Origin of the sequence: Pectobacterium peruviense (assembly GCF_003312355.2) — a bacterium.
In the GTDB taxonomy this organism is placed as follows: domain Bacteria; phylum Pseudomonadota; class Gammaproteobacteria; order Enterobacterales; family Enterobacteriaceae; genus Pectobacterium; species Pectobacterium peruviense.
Map to the genome: position 1 here is coordinate 25,919 of NZ_CP161826.1, position 22,874 is coordinate 48,792.

At 52.9% G+C, this 22,874-nt stretch carries 22 protein-coding genes; 15 read left to right on the top strand and 7 right to left on the bottom strand.

Annotated features, from left to right (window positions below):
• The first annotated feature begins 51 nt into the window (after positions 1-51).
• The 5 genes from dgoR to DUT67_RS00125 all read left to right on the top strand — a co-directional run bounded on the left by dgoR (position 52) and on the right by DUT67_RS00125 (position 5,029).
• Positions 52-750 carry a D-galactonate utilization transcriptional regulator DgoR gene (dgoR, locus tag DUT67_RS00105; protein ID WP_048263276.1) on the top strand — a complete coding sequence of 233 codons (699 nt, stop codon included), beginning with the start codon at positions 52-54 and terminating at the stop codon, positions 748-750.
• Positions 747-1,643: a 2-dehydro-3-deoxygalactonokinase gene (locus DUT67_RS00110; protein ID WP_113632605.1), complete on the top strand. Its 897-nt coding sequence runs from the start codon at positions 747-749 to the stop codon at positions 1,641-1,643. The genes dgoR and DUT67_RS00110 overlap by 4 nt, the downstream gene beginning before the upstream one ends.
• Entirely contained in the window at positions 1,627-2,244 is a 618-nt protein-coding gene (locus DUT67_RS00115) for a 2-dehydro-3-deoxy-6-phosphogalactonate aldolase (protein WP_113627127.1), read from the top strand. Before DUT67_RS00110 ends, DUT67_RS00115 begins: the two co-directional genes overlap by 17 nt.
• The gene (gene dgoD, locus DUT67_RS00120) at positions 2,241-3,389 is read left to right on the top strand and encodes a galactonate dehydratase (protein ID WP_005976723.1); all 1,149 of its coding nucleotides are present in this window, start codon (positions 2,241-2,243) and stop codon (positions 3,387-3,389) included. The genes DUT67_RS00115 and dgoD overlap by 4 nt, the downstream gene beginning before the upstream one ends.
• 350 nt (positions 3,390-3,739) lie before the next feature.
• Positions 3,740-5,029: an MFS transporter gene (locus DUT67_RS00125; RefSeq protein WP_039294430.1), complete on the top strand. Its 1,290-nt coding sequence runs from the start codon at positions 3,740-3,742 to the stop codon at positions 5,027-5,029.
• Positions 5,030-5,137: 108 nt separating this feature from the next.
• Here the strand turns inward: DUT67_RS00125 and DUT67_RS00130 are convergent, their stop codons facing one another.
• From DUT67_RS00130 to DUT67_RS00150, 5 genes are all read right to left on the bottom strand, one after another.
• A complete protein-coding gene (locus DUT67_RS00130; protein ID WP_113627124.1) occupies positions 5,138-5,395 on the bottom strand; it encodes a YdgH/BhsA/McbA-like domain containing protein in 258 nt (85 codons plus the stop codon).
• A gap of 172 nt (positions 5,396-5,567) precedes the next feature.
• Positions 5,568-6,368 carry an aliphatic sulfonates ABC transporter ATP-binding protein gene (gene ssuB, locus DUT67_RS00135; RefSeq protein ID WP_113627123.1) on the bottom strand — a complete coding sequence of 267 codons (801 nt, stop codon included), beginning with the start codon at positions 6,366-6,368 and terminating at the stop codon, positions 5,568-5,570.
• A complete protein-coding gene (gene ssuC, locus DUT67_RS00140; RefSeq protein ID WP_113632604.1) occupies positions 6,365-7,159 on the bottom strand; it encodes an aliphatic sulfonate ABC transporter permease SsuC in 795 nt (264 codons plus the stop codon). The genes ssuB and ssuC overlap by 4 nt, the downstream gene beginning before the upstream one ends.
• 10 nt (positions 7,160-7,169) lie before the next feature.
• Positions 7,170-8,312 carry an FMNH2-dependent alkanesulfonate monooxygenase gene (ssuD, locus tag DUT67_RS00145; RefSeq protein WP_113632603.1) on the bottom strand — a complete coding sequence of 381 codons (1,143 nt, stop codon included), beginning with the start codon at positions 8,310-8,312 and terminating at the stop codon, positions 7,170-7,172.
• A 57-nt stretch (positions 8,313-8,369) separates the two neighbouring features.
• The gene (locus tag DUT67_RS00150) at positions 8,370-9,392 is read right to left on the bottom strand and encodes a sulfonate ABC transporter substrate-binding protein (protein WP_113632602.1); all 1,023 of its coding nucleotides are present in this window, start codon (positions 9,390-9,392) and stop codon (positions 8,370-8,372) included.
• 398 nt (positions 9,393-9,790) lie between these two features.
• Between DUT67_RS00150 and DUT67_RS00155 the strand changes: the two genes are divergently transcribed.
• Genes DUT67_RS00155 through DUT67_RS00165 form a run of 3 tightly spaced genes read left to right on the top strand, consistent with a single transcriptional unit; the run spans position 9,791 to position 12,856 of the window.
• Positions 9,791-10,114, top strand: coding sequence for a PTS sugar transporter subunit IIB (locus tag DUT67_RS00155; RefSeq protein ID WP_072062079.1), 324 nt, complete (start codon positions 9,791-9,793; stop codon positions 10,112-10,114).
• Complete coding sequence (locus DUT67_RS00160; protein ID WP_011095868.1) at positions 10,111-11,433, top strand: PTS cellobiose transporter subunit IIC; 1,323 nt, start codon at positions 10,111-10,113, stop codon at positions 11,431-11,433. The genes DUT67_RS00155 and DUT67_RS00160 overlap by 4 nt, the downstream gene beginning before the upstream one ends.
• 25 nt (positions 11,434-11,458) lie before the next feature.
• On the top strand, positions 11,459-12,856 hold the full coding sequence (locus DUT67_RS00165) for a glycoside hydrolase family 1 protein (RefSeq protein ID WP_113632601.1): 1,398 nt from the start codon (positions 11,459-11,461) through the stop codon (positions 12,854-12,856).
• Between the two features lie 178 nt (positions 12,857-13,034).
• On the opposite strand, the gene DUT67_RS00170 is transcribed toward DUT67_RS00165, so the two are convergent.
• Positions 13,035-13,292, bottom strand: a complete 258-nt coding sequence (locus DUT67_RS00170) for a YdgH/BhsA/McbA-like domain containing protein (RefSeq protein WP_011095866.1) — start codon at positions 13,290-13,292, stop codon at positions 13,035-13,037.
• Positions 13,293-13,528: 236 nt separating this feature from the next.
• Between DUT67_RS00170 and DUT67_RS00175 the strand changes: the two genes are divergently transcribed.
• Positions 13,529-14,815: a DUF3748 domain-containing protein gene (locus DUT67_RS00175; RefSeq protein ID WP_189339532.1), complete on the top strand. Its 1,287-nt coding sequence runs from the start codon at positions 13,529-13,531 to the stop codon at positions 14,813-14,815.
• Positions 14,816-14,861: 46 nt separating this feature from the next.
• On the opposite strand, the gene DUT67_RS00180 is transcribed toward DUT67_RS00175, so the two are convergent.
• A complete protein-coding gene (locus DUT67_RS00180; RefSeq protein ID WP_113632599.1) occupies positions 14,862-15,236 on the bottom strand; it encodes a YceK/YidQ family lipoprotein in 375 nt (124 codons plus the stop codon).
• A 269-nt stretch (positions 15,237-15,505) separates the two neighbouring features.
• On the opposite strand from DUT67_RS00180, the gene ibpA reads away from it, so the two are divergent.
• The 6 genes from ibpA to dcuR all read left to right on the top strand — a co-directional run bounded on the left by ibpA (position 15,506) and on the right by dcuR (position 22,812).
• Positions 15,506-15,919, top strand: coding sequence for a small heat shock chaperone IbpA (gene ibpA, locus DUT67_RS00185; RefSeq protein ID WP_005976748.1), 414 nt, complete (start codon positions 15,506-15,508; stop codon positions 15,917-15,919).
• A 143-nt stretch (positions 15,920-16,062) separates the two neighbouring features.
• Positions 16,063-16,515: a small heat shock chaperone IbpB gene (ibpB, locus tag DUT67_RS00190; RefSeq protein ID WP_113632597.1), complete on the top strand. Its 453-nt coding sequence runs from the start codon at positions 16,063-16,065 to the stop codon at positions 16,513-16,515.
• Positions 16,516-16,705: 190 nt separating this feature from the next.
• Positions 16,706-18,364: a putative transporter gene (locus tag DUT67_RS00195; RefSeq protein WP_039294403.1), complete on the top strand. Its 1,659-nt coding sequence runs from the start codon at positions 16,706-16,708 to the stop codon at positions 18,362-18,364.
• 524 nt (positions 18,365-18,888) lie between these two features.
• Complete coding sequence (locus DUT67_RS00200; protein ID WP_011095861.1) at positions 18,889-20,301, top strand: anion permease; 1,413 nt, start codon at positions 18,889-18,891, stop codon at positions 20,299-20,301.
• 167 nt (positions 20,302-20,468) lie between these two features.
• Entirely contained in the window at positions 20,469-22,097 is a 1,629-nt protein-coding gene (locus DUT67_RS00205; protein WP_113632596.1) for a sensor histidine kinase, read from the top strand.
• Positions 22,090-22,812, top strand: a complete 723-nt coding sequence (gene dcuR, locus DUT67_RS00210; RefSeq protein WP_048263247.1) for a two-component system response regulator DcuR — start codon at positions 22,090-22,092, stop codon at positions 22,810-22,812. Before DUT67_RS00205 ends, dcuR begins: the two co-directional genes overlap by 8 nt.
• The last annotated feature ends 62 nt before the right edge of the window (positions 22,813-22,874 follow it).

Here is a 22,874-nt window from a genome sequence, read left to right on the forward strand (position 1 = left end):
GGGTAAAGTAAGTGCAGTGATATCAATCCGTTTTGTCTCGTTGAGGTGATGATGAATAAGCAGGAATTAAGCAAAACCGACCGCATCATTCTGGATATTGGCCAACAGATCGTTGGTGGTAAATACGCTCCGGGTATGCCGTTACCCGCAGAAGCTGAGCTGTGTGAAGAATTTCAGACCTCGCGCAACATCATTCGTGAAGTGTTCAGAGCGCTGATGGCGAAAAGGCTGGTGGAAGTGAAGCGGTATCGCGGCGCGTTCGTGGCTGCGCGTAATCAGTGGAATTACCTGGATACCGACGTTCTGCAATGGGTTCTGGCAAGCGACTACGACCCACGTCTGATCAGTGCGATGAGCGAGGTGCGTAATCTGGTGGAGCCGACGATTGCTCGCTGGGCCGCAGAACGCGCGACTTCAAGCGAGCTGGCGGTGATTGAAGCGGCGCTGAACGACATGATTTCCAACCATCAGAATCGTGATGCGTTCAATGAAGCGGATATTCGTTTTCATGAGGCGGTGTTGGCGGCGGTGCACAATCCCGTGCTACAGCAGTTGAGTGTTGCGATAAGTTCGTTGCAGCGTGCGGTGTTTGAACGCACCTATATGCCGGACGACGACAACATGCCACGGACATTGCGTGAGCATCAGGATCTCTACGATGCCATTCGGCATCAGGATATTGAAGCAGCAGAGCGGGCGGCGTTGACCATGATTGCCAGCTCGACCAAACGGTTAAAGGACATTACATGAGTGAAAGCTATATCGCCGTTGACTGGGGTTCGACCAACCTACGGGCGTGGCTGCATCTGGATGGCGTCTGTATCGACAGCGTGAAATCTGAAGCGGGCGTCACGCGTTTGAACGGCCAGACGCCGCAGCAGGTTTTTCAGCAGATCGTTGCGCCGTGGCAGCAGCACAATGTGCCTGTCGTGATGGCGGGCATGATCGGCAGCAATGCGGGCTGGCTTTCCGTGCCTTATCTGGCATGTCCAACCCGCCTGACTGAAGTCGCCCATCGGCTGACGCGCGTGGAAGAAGCCCAGCCGCTGGCCGCCTGGATTGTGCCGGGGTTGAGCATTGCGCAGGACGATAACTGCAATGTGATTCGTGGTGAAGAAACCCAGTTGATTGGTGCGTATAGCGAATGTCCTTCCTCTCTGTATTTGATGCCGGGAACCCACTCGAAATGGGTGCGGGCCGATGACAGCACCGTGCTGGATTTCCGCACGGTGATGACTGGTGAACTGCACCACCTGCTGATGACGCAGTCGTTAATCGGCGTGGGGCTGACCGAACAGCAGCCGTCTCCCGATGCTTTCCAGCAAGGGCTGGAACTAGGCTTTACCGACGACAACATTATCCGCTGCCTGTTTGAAACCCGTGCGGCGCATGTGCTGGGGCGTCTGGATAAAAGCGCCGTTAGCGACTGGCTGTCCGGGCTGCTGATTGGCAACGAAGTCTCACAAATGCAGCGCCACTATCAGGTGGCGGCGGGAGACACCATCACATTAATCGGCTCCCCTGCGCTGACAGCGCGCTACGAAAAAGCATTACAACAAGCTGGATTGCGCTGGCAGCAGCTGGACGGCGATCGGGCTTTTCAGGCAGGAATAAGGAGCATTGTTAATGAGTTGGAATACTAATCTTCCCTTGATTGCGATTCTGCGCGGTATCACGCCGGATGAGGTGCTGGAACATATCGCGGCGCTACTGGATGCCGGATTCGATGCGGTAGAGATCCCGCTGAATTCGCCGAACCCGTATGACAGTATTCAACTGGCGGTGGAACATTTTGGCGATCGCGCCCTGATTGGCGCAGGGACGGTACTGAAAGCCGAATATGTCGACAAGTTACAGGCAATTGGCAGCAAGTTAGTGGTCACCCCCAATATCTCTCCCGAGGTGATTCGTCGGGCGGTGGGTTACGGCATGACGGTGTGCCCAGGCTGTGCCACCGCGACGGAAGCCTTCACGGCGCTGGATGCGGGTGCGCAATCTCTGAAAATTTTCCCGTCATCGGCGTTTGGACCGGACTACATCAAAGCGCTGAAAGCGGTATTGCCAAAGGACGTTCCCGTCTTTGCCGTCGGTGGCGTCACGCCAGAAAACCTGAAGGATTATCTTAGTGCGGGCTGCATCGGTGCCGGGTTAGGCAGCGATCTGTATCGAGCCGGTCAGTCGGTTGACGTTACCGCGCAAAAAGCACATGCATTTGTTAACGCCTATAAGGACGCTGTTCAATGAAAATTACCAAAATCACCACGTATCGGCTGCCGCCACGCTGGATGTTTCTGAAGATTGAAACCGATGAAGGCATTGTCGGCTGGGGCGAACCGGTTATCGAAGGCCGCGCACGCACCGTTGAAGCCGCCGTTCACGAGCTGTCTGACTATCTGATTGGGCAAGACCCGGCACGTATCAACGATATCTGGCAGGTGTTATACCGCGCGGGCTTCTACCGTGGCGGCCCGATCCTGATGAGCGCCATTGCCGGTATTGATCAGGCATTGTGGGACATCAAAGGCAAGGCGCTGGGTGTACCGGTTTATCAGTTACTGGGCGGGTTGGTGCGCGATAAGATCAAGGCCTACAGCTGGGTCGGCGGCGATCGTCCTTCCGAAGTGATTGCTGGCATTAAGAAGCTGACCGAAATTGGCTTCGATACCTTCAAGCTGAACGGCTGTGAAGAGATGGGCATCATTGATAACTCGCGCAAAGTAGATGCTGCGGTGGCCGTGGTTGCTGAAATTCGCGAAGCCTTTGGTAACAGCATTGAGTTCGGTCTGGATTTCCACGGTCGTGTCGATGCGCCGATGGCGAAGATCCTGATCAAAGAGTTAGAACCGTACCGTCCACTGTTTATTGAAGAGCCGGTGCTGGCTGAACAGGCGGAATACTATCCTCGTCTGGCTGCACAAACTCACCTGCCGATTGCAGCGGGCGAGCGCATGTTCTCACGCTTTGATTTCAAACGCGTACTGGCGGACGGCGGACTGGCAATTATTCAGCCTGACCTGTCGCACGCGGGCGGTATTACCGAGTGCTTTAAAATTGCTGCAATGGCGGAAGCCTACGATGTCGCGCTGGCACCACACTGTCCATTAGGCCCAATTGCACTGGCTTCCTGTTTGCATCTCGACTTTGTTGCGCGTAATGCCGTATTGCAGGAGCAAAGTATGGGCATTCATTATAATAAAGGTGCCGAGCTGTTGGACTACGTCATTAATAAAGAAGACTTTGCTATGACTGATGGCCATTTCTATCCATTAAATAAACCGGGCCTCGGCGTGGAAATTAATGAAGAGCTGGTTATCGAACGTAGTAAAAATGCGCCAGACTGGCGTAACCCGGTGTGGCGTTATCCTGACGGTGCTGTCGCCGAGTGGTAATACCCGTCATACCTCAAGCTGCATGGGTGTTGAATAACCGATAATACATAACGCATTTCCCCGGCACAATGGAATAGAACAGTCATGGATTATCACGAAATCGATTATTTCGTGAGGGATTACTGTTTATTTTTTCTGGGTCGGGGAATGTAATCTTCCACTTATCATGAGTACGCCACCACCGGGATTATTAAAATAAAACGCCATTATAAATAGGGAAATATAGTGAGCGGGAGCAGTTATTTATTTCATTAGAAAAAATAAAGCATACCAACTGCTGGTGTTGTTGAACATTAAAAATAGCGGGCAATAAATATGGTAGCTCGTTTAATAAATAACAGGAACATAAGATGGATATGACATTAACTACCCGTCCTACAAAACGGCGTTATTTCACTCTGCTGATGATTTTTATTACGGTCGTCATCTGCTATGTGGATCGCGCCAACCTGGCTGTGGCATCGGCACATATTCAGGAAGAGTTCGGCATTACAAAAACACAAATGGGCTATATCTTTTCCGCGTTTGCCTGGACTTATACGTTATGCCAAATACCCGGTGGCTGGTTCCTTGACCGCGTCGGTTCAAAGGCCACCTACTTTATCGCCATCATGGGATGGTCAATTGCCACGTTACTGCAAGGTTTCGCTACAGGTCTGGCATCGTTGATTGGTTTACGTGCCGTGACTGGGTTGTTTGAAGCGCCTGCGTTTCCGACGAATAACCGTATGGTGACCAGTTGGTTCCCTGAGCAAGAACGTGCTTCTGCCGTTGGATTTTATACGTCAGGGCAGTTTGTTGGTCTGGCATTCCTTACGCCATTGCTAATCTGGTTGCAGGAAATTCTGAGTTGGCACTGGGTGTTCATTGTCACTGGTGGTATCGGTATTGTTTGGGCAACTATCTGGCATTTTGTTTATCAGCCACCGAAGAAAAGTAAAGGTATCAATCAGGCTGAGCTGGATTACATTGCTGAAGGCGGCGGTATTGTCGATGGTGATGCGCCGAGCGACAAAAAAACACGCACGCCATTGACGGCTGCTGACTGGAAACTGGTGTTCAACCGCAAACTGGTGGGCGTATATATCGGGCAGTTTGCCGTGACCTCTACGCTGTGGTTCTTCCTGACGTGGTTCCCTAACTACCTGACGCAAGAAAAACATATTAGCGCACTGACAGCTGGCTTTATGACGACGGTACCTTTCCTGGCGGCGTTCGTTGGCGTACTGCTGTCTGGATTTGTAGCGGACCGTCTGGTGCGTAGCGGAAAATCGATTGGTCTGGCGCGTAAAACGCCGATTATCTGTGGCCTGTTGATTTCAACCTGCATCATGGGAGCGAACTACACGAACGATCCGGTATGGATTATGACCCTGATGGCTGTGGCGTTCTTTGGCAATGGCTTTGCATCCATCACCTGGTCGCTGGTGTCGTCACTGGCTCCCATTCGTCTGATTGGCCTGACGGGCGGGGTATTCAACTTTGTCGGTGGCCTGGGCGGTATCACGGTGCCATTGATTATTGGCTATCTGGCGCAGGATTACGGTTTTGCTCCCGCACTGACCTACATTGCTGGCGTGGCGCTGGTCGGCGCACTGTCTTACATCTTGCTGGTGGGTGAAGTGAAGCGTGTAGGATAACTCTCGTCACTTGCGTGCAGTAGGGTTCGGGCGAAAGCCATAAAAAAACGGACTTTCCTCTTGAGTGAGGAAAGTCCGTTTAATTTTTTGATTGTCTATCGACAGACATTATTTGTAGATAACGGCGGTGCCGCGCAGTTGGTTGTCACCGGTTGCAGACGTGATGGTGAAGGCACCTGCACCCGCTTTTTCTGCTTTCTGAGCTAACTGTGCTTGCAGTGAATCCAGGCTGTGTGCAGTCGCGGTGACTACGCCGACTTTTTCCAGATTCTGCGCCTGTTGTGAAGACACTTGATCAGCCGCGAAAGCACCGAAAGACAGAGTAGAAAGTACGACAGCAGCGGCGAAGAATTTTACGTTTTTCATGTGATGTATCCTGTTCAATGTTGTTTGGAGTGAAAGGTTATTCCCTTTCGATGAAGAGGATACTACGCTGATGCTGCGGGGAGATAAAACGGAGTGTTTTGAGAATGTCTATCAGTATTTTTGATGTTAATTCTGGCGATAAGATGCACAGTCTCGCTCGCCAGAATTCAGACTATATTGCGGCTTGCTGAGGTAAGGGGGATGAGGTCGGTGCCAGCACGCGTTCCAGCACGAGGGCTTCCAGTTCCGCCAGCTTTGCCGATCCACGGCGTCGTGGTCGTGGCAAATCAACCGTGATATCCAGCCCCACGCGTCCTTCTTCGATCAGAATAACCCTGTCGGCCAGCGCAATGGCTTCGGAGACATCGTGCGTGACCAGCAGTACGGTAAAACCGTGCTGGAGCCAGATATTTTCGATCAGGCTTTGCATCTCGATGCGGGTCAAGGCATCCAGCGCCCCCAGCGGTTCATCCAATAGCAGCAGGCGTGGATGGTGAATGAGCGCACGTGCCAGCGCAACGCGCTGTTTCTGACCACCAGACAGCGCTGCTGGCCAGTCGTTAGCGCGATCCGCCAGCCCGACAGAGGTCAACGCATCCTGCGCTTTCTCACGCCAGTTGCCGCGCAGCCCCAGCCCGACATTATCGATCACCTTTTTCCACGGCAGCAGTCGCGCTTCCTGAAACATCAGCCGCGTGTCGTCTTTCGCGCTGCTGAGCGGTGCAGTGCCGGTCAGTAGTTCACCGCTGCTGGCGGCTTCCAGCCCCGCGAGCAGGCGTAGCAGGGTGCTTTTGCCGCAGCCGCTGCGGCCGACGATGGCGACAAACTGCCCAGAAGGAATGCGTAACTGCACGTCATTCAGTACGGTGCGGTGGCCGTAGTGCTTGGTGATGGCATCCAGCGCCAACGGCGTCCCTTTGGTGAGCGGCGACGGCGAATGCGCGTGCGTTATAGAATCGGTAAAAGCGGTCATGATGCGTCCCCCGATGAGGTTTGATAAGCCGGATTCCAGCGCAGCCAAATGCGCTCCAGCCCCTGAGCGCTGACATCAGCCAGCTTGCCGAGTAGGGCGTAAAGGATGATGGCAACCACCACCACGTCCGTTTGCAGGAACTCGCGGGCGTTCATGGCGAGGTAGCCAATGCCGGAGTTGGCAGAAATGGTTTCCGCGACGATCAGCGTCAGCCACATAAAGCCCAACGCAAAACGGATACCGACCATGATGGACGGCAGTGCGCTGGGCAGCACCACCTGATAGAACAGGCTAATGCCGGACAGCCCGTAACTGCGCGCCATTTCCAGCAGGCCGCGATCGATATTTTTAATACCGTGATAGGTGTTGAGATAAACCGGGAACAGCGTACCCAGTGCGACCAGAAAGATTTTGGCCGCCTCATCAATGCCAAACCACAGAATCACCAGCGGAATCAGTGCCAGATGAGGAACGTTGCGAATCATCTGCACTGAACTGTCCAGCAAGCGTTCTCCCCAGCGCGACAGCCCAGTGATAAAGCCGAGCACCAGTCCGATACTGCCGCCGATAGCAAACCCGATCAGCGCGCGCCAGCCGCTGATAGCCAGATGCTGCCAAAGCTCGCCGCTATAGATGAGCGACCACCCTGCGGTAATTACCGAACTGGGCGCAGGCAGAATCCGGTTGGATAGCCAGCCGAACTCGACGGAGATCTGCCACGCGACCAGCAGCGTTACGGGGAGCAGAAAAGGTGCCAACCGCTGTGCCAGTGAAGAGAGCGTTCTTGCCATGATCGGTTCCTCAGCTTTGCGAGACTTTGCGCGGCACATAGCGGTTTGCCACCACTTCTCCCGCATTGCTCACGGCATGCAGCGGCGTGGGCTGTTGCGCCAGATCGAGGTGCGGGAACAGCAGCTCACCCACGCGGTAGGCCTCTTCCAGATGCGGATAGCCAGACAGGATAAAGGTATCAATCCCGAGATCGGCGTATTCCTTAATGCGTTCGGCAACCGTCGGGCCATCGCCAACCAGTGCCGTACCTGCACCGCCGCGTACCAGACCGATGCCTGCCCACAGGTTCGGGCTAATCTCCAGATTGTCCTTTTTGCCGCCGTGTAGAGCGGCCATGCGCTGTTGTCCGACGGAGTCGAAACGCGCCAACGCCGCCTGTGCATCGGCGATAGTTTTTTCATCCAGATGGGAAATCAATCGATCAGCAGCCTCCCAGGCTTCTTCGGTGGTTTCCCGCACGATGACGTGCAGGCGAATACCGAAGCGGACCTCACGCCCCTGCGCTGCCGCTTTAGCGCGGACTTCCGCCAGCTTTTCTTTAACCTGCTCAGGTGGTTCACCCCATGTCAGGTAGAGATCGACCTGTTCTGCCGCCAGATCCTGCGCAGCCTCAGAGGAACCGCCAAAATAGAGCGGCGGACGCGGTTGCTGCACGGGCGGATAAAGCAGTTTGGCGTCTTTTACCTGAATGTGTTTACCCGCGAAATCAACGGTTTCACCTTCCAGCAGCCTACGCCAGATATGGGTGAATTCCGCCGAGGCTTCGTAGCGCTCTTCATGGCTGAGGAACAGCCCTTCGGCGGCTAGCTCTTCCGGGTCACCGCCGGTCACCAGATTGAACAGAGCCCGACCGTTAGACAGCCTGTCCAGCGTGGCGGCCTGACGTGCGGCGATAGTGGGGGAAATCACACCGGGGCGCAGGGCAACGAGAAATTTTAGCCGCTGCGTTACTGGAATCAGCGATGCCGCGACCAGCCAGGAATCTTCGCAGGAGCGGCCAGTTGGCAGCAGCACGCCGCCAAATCCTTGTCGTTCGGCGGCTTGCGCCACCTGTTGCAGATAGCTGTAGTCAACATGACGTGCGCCCTCGGTGCTACCCAGATAGCGACCGTCCCCGTGGGTGGGCAGAAACCAGAATACGTTAAGACTCATGGTATTAACTCCTTGAACAGTCTTGTTTGGGTAAACAAAATGTGTGTGGTAAGCGGGTTAAGGCGTTTGGGGATGCCAGACGCGCTCCGCGATATTGACCTTCACCGGTACCAGACGGTTTTCATAAAACAGGTCGGCTGTGGATTGCTGTGCCTTGATCGTGGCGGCATCCAGCGGTTCTATGGTGGTTGGTGGGCGATGATCGAGTGCCGTTTCAATCACTTTTTCCGGCAGCCCTACCGCGTTTGCCAACAGCGTGACGCTTTGCGCCCGGTCGCTGATCGTTAAGGCATCAGCCTTAGTCAGTTCGTCCAGTACCTGACGAATAAAGGTGCCGTGCGCTTCGACGTAGGGGCGACCCGCCAGATAGAAGGAACCGGTTTTCTCCAGCCCGCTGCTATCGACCAGCACGCGGACGCCGCCTTCCAGTAACGCGGCGGAATAGTAGGGATCCCAGATTGCCCATGCATCGACATTGCCTTGCTGGAATGCCGCGCGGGCGTCCGCGGGGGTCAGGTAGGTCGGTTTGATATCGGTGAATTTCAGCCCGTCGCGTTGCAGCGCTCGTAGCAGCGTGTTGTGTGCGCTGGAGCCTTTCTGGAAGGCGACTTTGCGACCTTTTAGGTCGGCGACAGTTTTCACCGGGCTGTTTTCTCGAACCAGAATCACTTCTGCCTGTGGTTTAGGTGGCTCCACGCCGACATATAACAGATCGGCTCCAGCGGCCTGAGCAAAAATAGGGGGGATATCGCCAGTGCCGCCCAGATCGATGCTGCCAACATTCAGCGCTTCCAGCATCTGCGGGCCGGCGGGGAATTCAATCCAGCTGATTTTGGTATTGGGGAACTGCTTTTCCAGCAGTTGGTGTGATTTTGCCAGCACCAGACTGACCGAGCCTTTCTGATAACCAACGCGAAGCTGCGTGGGTACGCTGTCCTGCGCGTAAGCGGTGGACATGAACAGCACCGCGCTGGCAGCCAGAATCGTCGGGATTCGGCGTAGCTGTGCCGTCACGTTCCTCCATAACGGCGTGCGTTTCCTACGTCCTTCCTTGACCGATCGTTTCATCATTAATGGCATGTTTATGATCTCTCCCTTATAACGAAAAATTAAAATGCAGCGAGAAAATTCAACATCAGGTGATAAACATAGCAGGGGCGCGCAAGGCTTTTTAAATCTCAATTTGTCGCTTTTATAGCCAAAAAGAAGAAATGCCTGAAATCAGTACACTTAGCGTAATAAGCGCGGCGATAGTGCGTTTTTCCCGTCATTCACCTCTGAAATACGTTTTACATGACCTACCTCACATTGTTTCCGGCAATGTCTACCATTTCGTGAACCTATTCTCATATCTGGATTTTTTTCATGGAAAACGGTTTCCGTTTTGTTTCCAATGATGATGTTTCCATGAACGTGTTTCCAATGGATGTGTTTATTCACGACGCTTTTTATTCATGACGTACGACGGGGTGTTGAAAATGAAAAGGATCATGCTTTGTTGTTCCGCTGGGATGTCTACCAGCCTTTTAATGAGAAAGATGAAGGAGGCGGCCAGCGCACGTGGCCTGGACGTTGAGATTGCCGCCTATGCTGCCCATGAATTTGACGAACAAGTCGGGAAGTATGACGTTGTGCTGTTGGGGCCACAGGTGAAATATATGCTGGCGTCATTCCAGGAAAAAGCTGAGGAAAAAGGTGTGCCAGTGGCAGCGATAGATATGATGGATTACGGTATGCAGCGCGGTGACAACGTGCTGGATTTTGCATTTTCACTGATCGAAAAATCAGGACAACCGCTATGAGTGGCCTCTATCAGTCGATGGTCGATATCATCGAGCAAAAGATTACCCCATTGGCAGGTGTGGTAGGGCAACAGCGCCACATTATCGCGATTCGTGATGGCTTCATCGCCGCGCTGCCTTTCATGATCATCGGTTCATTTATGCTGGTGTTTATCTTCCCGCCGTTCTCGCCGGATACCACGTTGGGGTTTGCTCGCGCGTGGCTCGATTTCTCCGTTGCCTACCGTGAACAGCTGATGCTGCCGTACTACCTCAGTATGGGGGTCATGACCTTCTTTATCTCCGTGGGGATTGGTGCCAGCTTGGGTAAGCATTACAAACTGGATCCGATCATGACCGGCCTGCTGGCGCTGATGGCGTTTTTGCTGGTGGCCGCGCCTTATCACGATAAGCAGATTTCAACTCAGTACTTCTCCGGTGAGGGGATTTTTACCGCAATTCTGACTGCAATTTATGCGGGTGAAGTGTATGCCTGGCTGAAGAAGCGCAACATCACAATTCGCCTGCCGAAAGAAGTACCCACCGGCGTAGCGCGTTCGTTTGAGATTCTTATCCCGGTGTTGGTGATCGTCGCGACGCTGCATCCGTTTAACCTGTTCATCCAGTCCGCGACCGGCATGATTATCCCAGAAGCCATCATGCATCTGCTGGCACCGCTGATTTCTGCATCGGATTCGCTGCCCGCGATCCTGATTTCGGTATTCATTTGCCAGATTCTGTGGTTTGCCGGGATTCACGGTGCGCTGATCGTCACTGGAATTATGAATCCGTTCTGGATGACCAATCTGGCGCTGAACCAGGCCGCGCTTTCGGCAGGCGCGCCCCTGCCGCATATTTATTTGCAGGGCTTCTGGGATCACTACCTGCTGATCGGTGGGGTCGGTTCCACACTGCCGCTGGCCTTCTTGTTGCTGCGTAGTCGCGCGGTTCATCTGCGGACGATTGGCCGCATGGGCGTCGTGCCGAGCTTTTTCAACATCAACGAGCCGATTCTGTTCGGTGCCCCGATCATCATGAATCCGCTGCTGTTCCTGCCGTTTATTTGCGTGCCGATGGTCAATGCCGTTATTGCCTATACGGCGACGAAACTCGGCTGGATCGCGCAGGTGGTTTCCCTGACGCCGTGGACGACGCCGGCGCCGATTGGTGCATCATGGGCGGCGAACTGGGCTTTCAGCCCAGTGATCATGTGTCTGCTCTGCATGGTGATGTCGGCCGCGATGTACTACCCGTTCCTGAAAGTTTATGAGCGCACGTTGCTCAAACAGGAGCAGGAGAAACAGCAGCAGGCGGCGGGTGAAGCCAGCGCCAGCGCATAAACACGAGTAAAGCAGAGAGGAACGTATGCACGATCATCTTCAGAACGATTTTCGCTTTCCCGCGAATTTTTGGTGGGGTAGCGCCAGCTCGGCACCGCAAACGGAAGGCGAAAGCCTCAGCTATGGTAAAAGCGCTACCGTGTGGGATGAGTGGTTTGCCACGCAGCCTGGCCGCTTTCATCAGCAGGTTGGGCCAGCGGACACCTCCACGTTTTATCAACACTGGCGTGAAGATATCGCGCTGCTGAAAACGCTGAATCACAACACGTTCCGAACGTCGATCTCTTGGGCGCGGCTGATTCCCGATGGTGTTGGTGAGCCGAATCCGCAGGCGGTCGCATTTTATAATCAGATCATTGATGAAATGCTGGCGCAGGGCATCACGCCGTTTATCAATCTGTTCCATTTTGATATGCCGATGGTGATGCAACGGCTAGGCGGCTGGGAAAATCGGGCGGTGGTGGTGGCCTACGCGGGTTATGCGGCGACCTGCTTCCGTCTGTTTGGCGACAGAGTAAAACATTGGTTTACGTTCAATGAGCCAGTGGTGCCGGTGGAAGGCGGGTATCTGTATGATTTCCACTACCCGAACGTGGTGGATTTCAAACGCGCCGCGATGGTGGCGTATCACACGATGCTGGCGCACGCGCTGGCGGTGAAAGCCTATCGTGAACAGTCTCAGGGCGGGGAAATTGGCATCATCCTCAACCTGACGCCTTCCTATCCGCGCTCCCAACACCCAGCCGATGTCAACGCTGCCAACATCGCCGACCTGATGTTTAACCGCAGTTTCCTCGATCCTGCCCTGAGGGGGGAATATCCGCAGGAACTGGTCGATCTGCTGCATCGATATGGCCAACTGCCGAACTGTCAGCCTGACGATCGTGCGCTGCTGGCCGACGGTGTTGTCGATCTGCTGGGCATTAACTATTACCAGCCGCGCCGTATTCAGTGCCGTGACAGTCTGGTCAATCCCGATAGCCCGTTTATGCCCGAATGGTTCTTTGCCAGCTACGAGATGCCGGGACGGAAAATGAATCCGTATCGCGGTTGGGAAATTTACGAACCGGGCGTCTATGACATTCTGACTAACCTGCGGGTGAATTACGGCAATCCGCGCTGCTTCATTTCTGAAAATGGCATGGGTGTAGAGAACGAACAGCGTTTCGATGCCAACGGCCAGATTCAGGATGACTACCGCATCGATTTTGTCCGCGAACACCTGAAGCAGGTACACAAAGGCATCGCGGAAGGCAGCAACTGCCTCGGCTACCACATGTGGACGTTTATCGATAACTGGTCGTGGTCGAATGCCTACAAGAATCGCTATGGTTTTGTACAGCTGGATTTGGCGACGCAGACGCGCACGGTGAAGAAAAGCGGGGAATGGTTTGCGACCGTGGCGGCCGAGAATGGCTTTTGACCAAAAGCACACATAAAAAACGTAGGGAACGTTTTTCAACGTCGCTTGCGACGGCTCGTCATAAAAAAACCGGCTTGCCCTGATGAGGAGGCAAGCCGGAAAGAGGGTAATACGTGATGTCTTACTGGTCTATCTATGATGGCTATCGGACTAGGGTAGCTATAGGGGTCAACAACGCTTAGTTGAAGATTACTGCAGAGCCACGCAGCTGATCGTTACCGGTCGCAGACGTGATGGTATAAGCTTTAGCGCCTGCTTTTTCTGCTTTCGCTGCGAGCTGAGATTGCAGTGAGCTCAGGTCTTGAGCGGTAGCGGTAACGACGCCCGCTTTTTCCAGGTTCTGTGCCTGTGAAGGAGATACATATTCAGCAGCAGAAGCACCGAAAGTCATGGTAGCGAGAACAACAGCAGCGGCGATGGTTTTTACGTTTTTCATGATGTCTTATCCTTTTCTGATTTGATTGGTGAAAGGGGGCTGCCCTTTCGATATGAAGAATGTTACGCCGATGCTAATGAATTAAAAAACGGATGTTATTGAGTTAGTCTTTCTATTTTTTTGAATGATATTTATTGATGTTGTTTGTTTTTTTTAAATAAAAAACAATAAGTTATACATAAAACTGAAATTTATTTACAAACTATTGACTGATATTGAATAACTGGGGTGATGTCTTGTCTGTTGAGGTTCAACTAACGTTTAATGCTGTAGGTCATCAACTTACCAATATTAATTGCTGGTCATGTGATGGAAGGTGGCTGGTTTATGACATAAGACCCTATGGATCTTCATTCACAGGGCTGACCATTGAGCGCATACACCTGAAAAACCTGAAAACCGAGGTGATTTATCGGGCGACGGCGGGTGCGCACGTGGGCGTCGTGACCTGTAGCCCGCAGGAACCGCTGCGCTATGTCTTTATTCACGGGCCGGAAAATCCAGATAGCGAGTGGCAGTATGATTTTCACCATCGTCGTGGAACGATAGTGGCAGATCGCCAGCGCGATGAGGCGATCACGCTCGATGCCTTCTCTATTACGCCGCCTTATCAGGCTGGTGCGCTGCGCGGCGGTACGCATGTCCACGTCTTCAGCCCAGATGCTAGCCGTCTGAGCTTTACCTATAACGACCATGTGCTGCATGAGCGCGATCCGGCATTAAACTTGCGCAATGTGGGTGTGGCCGTCCCGCTACAGGGCGTTGCCGTTGAGAAACACCACCCGCGTGAATATGGCGGCAGCCACTATTGTGTACTGGTCAGCAGAACGACGCTGCAGCCGCAGCCCGACAGTGATGAAATCAATCGCGCCTATGAAGAAGGCTGGGTAGGAACCACGGGCTATATCCGACAGGACGGTTCGCGGCAGCGCTGGGCACTGGCGTTTATCGGCGACACGCGTGCAGTGGACGGAACAACCATCCCCGAGATCTTTATCGTCGATTTGCCGGACGCGCTGGAAGATTACGCCAAAGAGGGGGATGCGCCATTAGCAGGGACGGCAACGTCCCTGCCTGCGCCGCCAGCGGGCGTGCAGCAGCGGCGGTTAACCTTTACGCATCAGCGTCGTTATCCTGGATTGGTAAATCAGCCGCGCCACTGGCTACGCGTTTCGCCCGATGGCAGTGAAATTGCTTTTCTGATGCGCGACGAGGCTGGCGTGGTGCAGCTATGGACGATTTCTCCGAATGGTGGTGAGCCAAGACAGGTAACGCGCACGGAACACGGCGTACAGTCAGCCTTTAACTGGCACCCGGATGGCGGCTCTCTGGCATTTGTGTGCGACAACAGCATCATGTTGTGTGATGCGAAAAGCGGTGAACTTGTTCGACTGACGGCGCGAACGGACAGCGCACCGAGTGCGGATGCCGTGGTCTTTTCCCCTGATGGGAAACACATTGCGTATATGCGGGAGATGGACGGTTTTAATCAGCTTTTTGTTGTGGTCTGCTGGTTATCATGACTACAGCGTAGCGAGTTTACGCGGGTTCACGGCGAGCGCGGTGCTGTCAAAGCTGATTATGTGGCATGGTGTTGTTATTAGGCATAGTGGCAAGCTGTGAACTGGCAGTCTGGTTTTGCTCTTCGCTATGTGAAATGCGTTCACGCGTCGACAGCTTGCTCTTATCACTGCCTGCACGATAGTAGTCATAGGGCAGCAGCAGCGTGTCAGTAACCGCTGAGAACGGCAAATCGATCGCGACCAGCGGCATCATCGCCCAACTGGTATCGTCGTCACGCAGCATATCCACACTGGCGCGAGTGCCGGAATAGTATCCCTGATCGCTTCCTGTATGCGTCATTACGCTGGAGCAACCGCTGGTTGCTACCGCGCCGCTACCGGTAATAATGAAAGAGAACAACGCACTTTTCAGTAAGGTCATATTACCTATCCATTAAGAACCTGCTGCCAGAGCGGGTTCCAGAGCCTGCTTATCTTGAGTGTATGTGATAACGCCCGCTGTGTTAGTGAATATTGCATGAAACGTAGCGATTTTTCTTTTTTGCCTCTTGAAAGTCTGAGGGGGGTCACCATATTGATTACAAGCCGGAAGAAAACGATACGCCGTCAGGGTATCCGTCCCGGCTGTGAGCCTGTCCTTTATAGGAAGGCAAAGAATAAATCCTCGCTGCATGTTTAGGAGGCTGTTTTATGCGTAACCCCGATTTTTCCCCACTGTATCGTTCCGCTATTGGTTTTGATCGCCTGTTCAATTTATTAGAAACCGGTCAGACCCAGAGTAACGGCGGCTATCCTCCCTACAACGTCGAACTGGTTGACGAGAACCAATACCGCATCGCGATTGCCGTAGCCGGTTTCGCCGAGCAGGAGCTGGACATCACCGCGCACGACAACTTATTGATTGTAAAAGGTGCCCACGCTGGTGAGCAGGTTGCCCGCAACTACCTGTATCAGGGCATTGCCGAGCGCAATTTCGAGCGTAAATTCCAGCTGGCCGAACATATTCAGGTAAAAGGCGCCAATCTGGAAAACGGGCTGCTGTATATCGATCTCGAACGCATCGTGCCGGAAGCGATGAAGCCGCGTCGGATTGAAATCAAGTAAATCACGCGAATCGCCCGAAACAGCAATGCCATGAATGAACACGCCGTCTGCCGAATGGGGACGACGCCAGCTATTGAACCGTGGCTGGAATAAACTATGCCCACAGGGGCACATTACTCTCGCTTCTTAGAAGGAGTCATATTATGCGTAACTACGATTTATCACCTTTACTGCGTCAGTGGATCGGTTTTGACAAATTAGCTAGCTCAATGCAGGGCAGCCAGGAACCGATTGATTTTCCTCCGTATAATATCGAGAAGAAAGACGACAACCACTACCGCATTACGCTCGCGCTAGCAGGTTTCCGGCAAAGCGATCTGGATATCGAAGTAGAAGGCCCGTGCCTGACCGTAAAAGGTAGCCCGGCCCCGTCCGAGAAAGCCGTGGAATATCTGCATCAGGGGCTGGTGTTTAAACCGTTCACTCTGGGCTTTACGCTGGCCGAGCACCTGCATGTGTCCGATGCCCATTTTGAAAATGGCCTGCTGCACATCGATCTGGTGCGTGATGTACCGGAAGCCTTGCAGCCGCAGCGCATCGCCATCGGCGGTGGCCGCCCGGCATTGAACCAGCAGTCTGCTGAAGATGCGTCATAACGCGACATTCACGTCATTAACCTGCGCGTTAGTAAACTAAGCGTTAGCCGCGCCCGTATCGTTACGGGTGCGGTTTTGTGTTGCCCGCCACGTTTCTCTCCCCAGCATTCTGCCAGAATCAAAATATACTCGTCATAGAGTATAGCGTCAGTGGCATTTCCCAATAAAAACGTCCGCAAAGGATACGGGTATGAGTGATATCGCACTTACCGTGAGTATGCTGGCGCTGGTTGCCGTTCTGGGGTTATGGATCGGCAACTGGCGGATTTATGGCGTCGGTTTAGGGATTGGCGGGGTCCTGTTCGGTGGGATCATCGTCGGGCATGTTGCCCATCAGTACCAGATCCAACTGAATGATGACATGTTGCACGTCATTCAGGAGTTCGGGTTGATCCTGTTTGTCTACACCATTGGCATTCAGGTTGGGCCGGGCTTCTTTTCCTCTCTACGCGTATCTGGCCTGCGCCTCAATGCGTTCGCCCTGTTGACGGTATTTCTCGGCAGTGTGGTGACCGTCATGCTTCACAAACTGCTCAATATTCCTCTGCCTATTATTCTCGGTATTTTTTCCGGTGCGGTGACTAACACGCCTTCGCTTGGCGCGGGTCAGCAGATTCTGACCGATCTGGGTTCGAGTACAACCTTAGTGAACCAAATGGGGACGGGTTACGCGATGGCGTATCCACTGGGGATCTGCGGCATTTTACTGGTGATGTGGCTGATGCGTGTCCTGTTTCGTGTCGCGGTGGATAACGAGGCAAAGCAGTTTGAGACCAGCAACGGTCAGCACCATGAACAGCTGCTCACGATGAATGTGTCGGTAACGAATACCAATCTGCAAGGGCTGGCGATTCAGGACGTGCCGATTCTGAACCGTGACACGATCGTTTGTTCCCGCCTGAAACGCGGCGATGAACTGATGGTGCCGTCGCCGCATACGCTGATCCAACTGGGTGATTACCTGCATTTGGTTGGTGCGAAAAACGATCTGGAGCAGGCGCGTCTGGTCATCGGTAATGAAGTTGAGACGTCGCTCTCGACGCGGGGCACCGATCTACATGTTGAACGTGTGGTGGTGACGAATGAGAAAGTGCTGGGTCGCAAGATTCGCGAGCTTAATCTGAAGCAAAACTATGATGTGGTGATTTCGCGCCTGAACCGTGCAGGTGTCGAGCTGGTCGCCAGCAATCAGGCCAGCCTGCAATTTGGCGATATTCTGAATCTGGTCGGACGGAAAACGGCGATCGATGCCGTCGCGGATATCGTGGGGAATGCGCAGCAGAAGCTCCAGCAGGTACAGATGCTGCCCGTCTTTATCGGCATTGGGCTGGGCGTACTGCTGGGCTCTGTGCCGCTGATGGTTCCTGGGTTTCCGGTGGCGCTGCGGCTCGGGCTTGCAGGTGGGCCGCTGGTGGTGGCGTTGGTGCTGGGGCGCATCGGCAGTATCGGGAAACTTCACTGGTTTATGCCGCCCAGTGCGAATCTGGCGCTGCGTGAGCTCGGCATCGTGCTGTTCTTATCGGTGGTGGGGCTGAAATCCGGCGGTGATTTTGTCGATACGTTATTGAACGGCGACGGGGTGTGGTGGATTGGCTATGGTGCGCTGATTACCATTGTGCCGCTGCTGGCTGTCGGCATACTGGCGCGCACGTTAGGCAAGATGAATTACCTGACGCTCTGCGGCATGCTGGCGGGTTCCATGACCGATCCACCCGCGTTGGCGTTTGCCAATGGGCTACACCCGACCAGCGGTGCGGCGGCGTTGTCTTATGCGACGGTTTATCCTCTGGCGATGTTTTTGCGAATTATGTCGCCGCAGCTTTTAGCCGTGTTGTTCCTGACCCTCTAAATGTTATCAGCTGGATAAAAAATAATATTTTTTCGCCGAATAATGGTTATTTGTTTTTTTATTTTTGAATAAAAAATACCTGAGTGAATAAATAAGGAATAGATAACTCACTGTCTGGGAAAGAGTTATATTACCCCTATTGGGTATAAGGTTTTTCTATCATTGATTTGTCGTTAAATTCGTTAATTTTATGTTCACTAAATGTCAATTATTATTGAATTATAAGGATTTTTTATCGGGAAATTAAAACCACGATAGTTTCTTAAATAAATTAATAAACTACTTTAGTAACTAAAGTAACGCTATTTTGCAGGCGCATTATAATACTATCTCTTCATTAATCACTTGATTGATCAGACGAGAGAAGCACTCTGAACCCTTGTTTTCTCGTCTTTTTTTCCGCAGATGATTCCTGTTGCGTTGTATCAGCAGGGTGACGAAGGAAGAATAACGAAATACCCACTCCTTCGCTCGGACATCCGTCGTGAATACAGAATTCCGTTTTAATGAAGAGTGGTGTTTCTATGTCTGCGAATAACAGCAGGTTGATAAAGCTTCTAGTTATCCTTTGTATTGCCGGTGGCTTATGGTTATTACCGGTTCCTGATGGCGTTAAACCCGATGCCTGGCACCTGATGGCGATTTTTATTGCCACGGTTGTCGGTCTGATTCTCTCTCCTTACCCGCTTGGCGCGATGGCGATGTTCAGCCTGACCACGGTTGCCATATTAGGGTTATTATCCATTAAAGATGTGTTGGCGGGTTTTAGCGATCCTACTATTTGGATGATCGCCTGTGCCTTCTTTATCTCTCGCGGCTTTATCAAAACCGGCTTTGGTCGACGCATTGGCCTGCTGTTCATCAGTAAGTTGGGGAATAGCTCTCTCGGTCTGGCGTATGGTCTGGTGTTTACCGACCTGATGTTCGCTCCGGCGATGCCTTCCACGTCTGCACGCTGCGGCGGGATCATCACTCCTCTGTTCCGGTCGATTGCCGAAGCCTACGACTCCACGCCGGAAAAAGGCACGCAGCGTCGCATTGGTGCGTTCCTGGTTCAGTCCATTTTCCAGTGTAACGCCGTGACCTCCGCGATGTTCATGACCTCCATGGCCGGTAACCCGATGGTGGCGAAGCTGGCTTCTCAGTTTGGTATTCATATCAGTTGGACGGACTGGGCGTTGGCGACACTGCTACCGGGCTTCCTGTCTTTGGCGCTGATTCCTTACCTGATCTACCGCTTCTATCCGCCTGAACTGAAGAAAACCTCAGAAATGCGTGCGATCGCCGTCGAAAGATTGCGTGAGATGGGCAAAATGACCCGCAATGAGTGGGTAGTTCTGGGTGTGTTCCTGGGGCTGGTGACGTTCTGGGTATTGGGCTCTACGCTGAATATCGACGCGACCCTGACCGCGCTGGCAGGTCTGAGCGTGCTGTTGCTCAGCCGTGCGCTGACTTGGGACGACGTGGTCAGTGAGAAAGAAGCCTGGCACACCGTGGTGTGGTTTGCCGTACTGATGACGCTGGCGGGCCAGCTCAACAAAATGGGTCTGATTGCCTGGCTGGGCGGGTTGGCTGGTAATGCAGTCAGCGGTATGCACTGGCTGCCAATGTTGGGTCTGCTGCTGCTGGTTTACTACTACAGCCACTATCTGATGGCGAGTGCGATTGCACATATCAGCGCCATGTACGCGATTTTCGTCTCTATCGCACTGGCAGCCGGCGCACCGCCGATGCTGACCGTACTGGTGTTCGGTATCTTCAGTAACCTGTTTATGTCCACAACTCACTACTCCAGTGGCCCGGCACCCATTTTGTTCGGCACAGGCTACGTACCGCTGGGAACCTGGTGGAAGATCGGCTTCTTGGTCAGTCTGGTCATCATCCCTATCTGGCTGGGTGTTGGTGGCATGTGGTGGAAACTGCTCGGTTTCTGGTAAAACGTGGGCTACCCGCTGGCTTTCATGATGCGAAAAACATGTAAGCCCGATTTCCTTTCTTCAAGCCTACGCCCTGTCCCTGTGACGGGGCGTATGCATCACGACACGCGAAACGCGACGAAACAGTATAAGATAACGGTGTGATGATGGTGGTTTTGGAGAGTGACATGGGCAAGAAAAAGGCACCGCTAAAGCTCGGGACATCGGTGTTTCTGATGGTGTCAGTTGTGCTTGGCGCGGTGCTGCTGGTGGTCTATTCCCTGCTGTTTTTTCGTATTAATCAGCTTTCAGAAGATCATCTGCGAGAAAAAGCCTTTGCCATTGCTCGTACATTTGCAGCTTCTCCCGTTGTTATTAATGAACTTAAAGGAATTGGCCGACCGGAGGATGTGCAGATTGCTGCGGAGACAATCCGCCAGCGTAATCAACTGCTCTTCGTCACTGTCACCGATATGGATACGGTGCGTCACAGCCACCCTGAACCGGAAAGAATTGGTGAGCATTTTGCCGGTCGGGATATCTATCCGGCGCTGTTGGGGATGGAAAATACCGCCATCAATCGGGGAACGCTCGATCCTGCGTTGCGGGTATTCACACCGGTGTTTGATAACAACCACAAGCAGGTTGGCGTCGTCGCGTTGGGGATCGCCTTAACCAGCGTGCAGAAAGTGATTAGCGATAACCGTTGGATGATTCCCTGGACGCTATTGGCGGGAGCGCTGGTTGGCTGGCTTGGTACGTTGATTTTGGTGAAAGTCCTCAAGCGCATTATGCTGGGATTTGAACCGTTTGAGATCTCGAACCTGTTTGAACAGCGTAACGCGATGCTCAAACACATTAAGGAAGGCGTTATCGCGGTCGATCAACATGGTCGGATTACGGTGATCAATGACGAAGCGCGACGACTTTTCCGGCAGAATAAACCGCAGGGCAGTGAAACGTCAGCCACCAAGCCAGCCGAACGCGTTAGCGAACAATGGCTTGAACATCTGCACCTGAAACAGGTATTGGAGAGCGGTACGCCACGGCGCGATGAAGAGATTAGCTTTAACGGCCACCTTCTACTGACTAATACCGTTCCTGTTTTTGTGAAAGGCGATATTATCGGCGCAATTGCGACATTCCGTGATAAAACGGAGATCAGCCAGTTGCTGCAACGCTTGAGTGGGATGTCCTACTATGCGGATGCACTGCGTGCGCAGTCGCACGAGTTTATGAACAAGCTGCACGTCATATTGGGGATGTTGCACTTAAAATATTACTCGCAGCTGGAAGACTATATCCTGAAGACCGCCAATAATTATCAGGCGGAGATTGGTTCGATTATTCGTAAAGTGAAATCGCCAGTGATTGCCGGCTTCCTGTTGGGTAAAATCAACCGCGCGCGCGATCTCGGCATTACGCTCTCTATTAGTGAGGAGAGCCTGCTGCCGGATACCGATGATGTCGATGCCACGAATGAATTGATTACCGTATTGGGTAATCTGATTGAGAATGCGATGGACGCGATTGATGGGCAGGAAAACTGCGAAATTAGCGTGAGTTTCCATCATCAGAATGGCCGCCTTCACTGTACCGTGGGGGATGACGGCCCCGGCATTTCGCCGGAGAGCCAGGCGCGCATTTATGAACAGGGATTCTCTACCAAAGGCAGCGGGCGCGGTATCGGCCTGTACCTGACCAAACAGAGTCTGGAGAAGATTGGCGGCACTATCGAGTTTGAATCAGAACCTGAGGTGTACACCCAGTTTTTCGTTACTATTCCTTATCAAGCAAGGCTGTTTGACCATGATTAATGTACTGATTGTTGATGACGATGCCATGGTTGCAGAGCTTAACAAATCTTATCTGAACCAGGTTTCTGGATTTAGCTGCTATGCGACCGTCCCTACGTTGCAGCAGGCGCGAAACCTGTTGATGCAACCTGACTCGGAAATCGATTTGGTACTGCTGGATATTTACATGCAGCAGGATAATGGATTGGATCTTCTGCCGACTATCCGTGAATTCAGTGAAAAGACGGACGTCATCATCATCTCTTCTGCCAGCGACGTGTATACCATCAAAAAAGCGCTGCACTACGGCGTGGTGGATTATCTGATTAAGCCTTTCCAGTTCTCGCGTTTCGAACAGGCGCTGACGGCCTATCGCGAAGAAGCAAATCTGTTCAAGCACCGCGATTTTGTCGCGCAATCTGATATCGATAACCTGATTCGCCGTACCAGTAGTAGCACTGCCAGTGAACGTAAGAAATTGCCGAAAGGGCTAACCAGCCTGACGCTGCGTACCGTTTGCGAGTGGATTGAGGGCAATCAGGGCATTGAGTTCTCTACCGAAATGCTGGCGAATGCGATTGGCATCTCTCGCGTATCCTGCCGTAAATACCTGATCTACTTGTCTGACACCGGTATTCTGACCACCAATATCCTGTACGGCTCTACGGGCAGACCAGTTTATCTGTATCGCCTGTTGCCAGAAAAGCAGGACTCACTGCGTCAATACTGTGAATGAATCGCAGTGAGTAGCTAGCGGTGAATAAGGCTGGCAGAAATAGAAACGAGGCGGGAGCGATC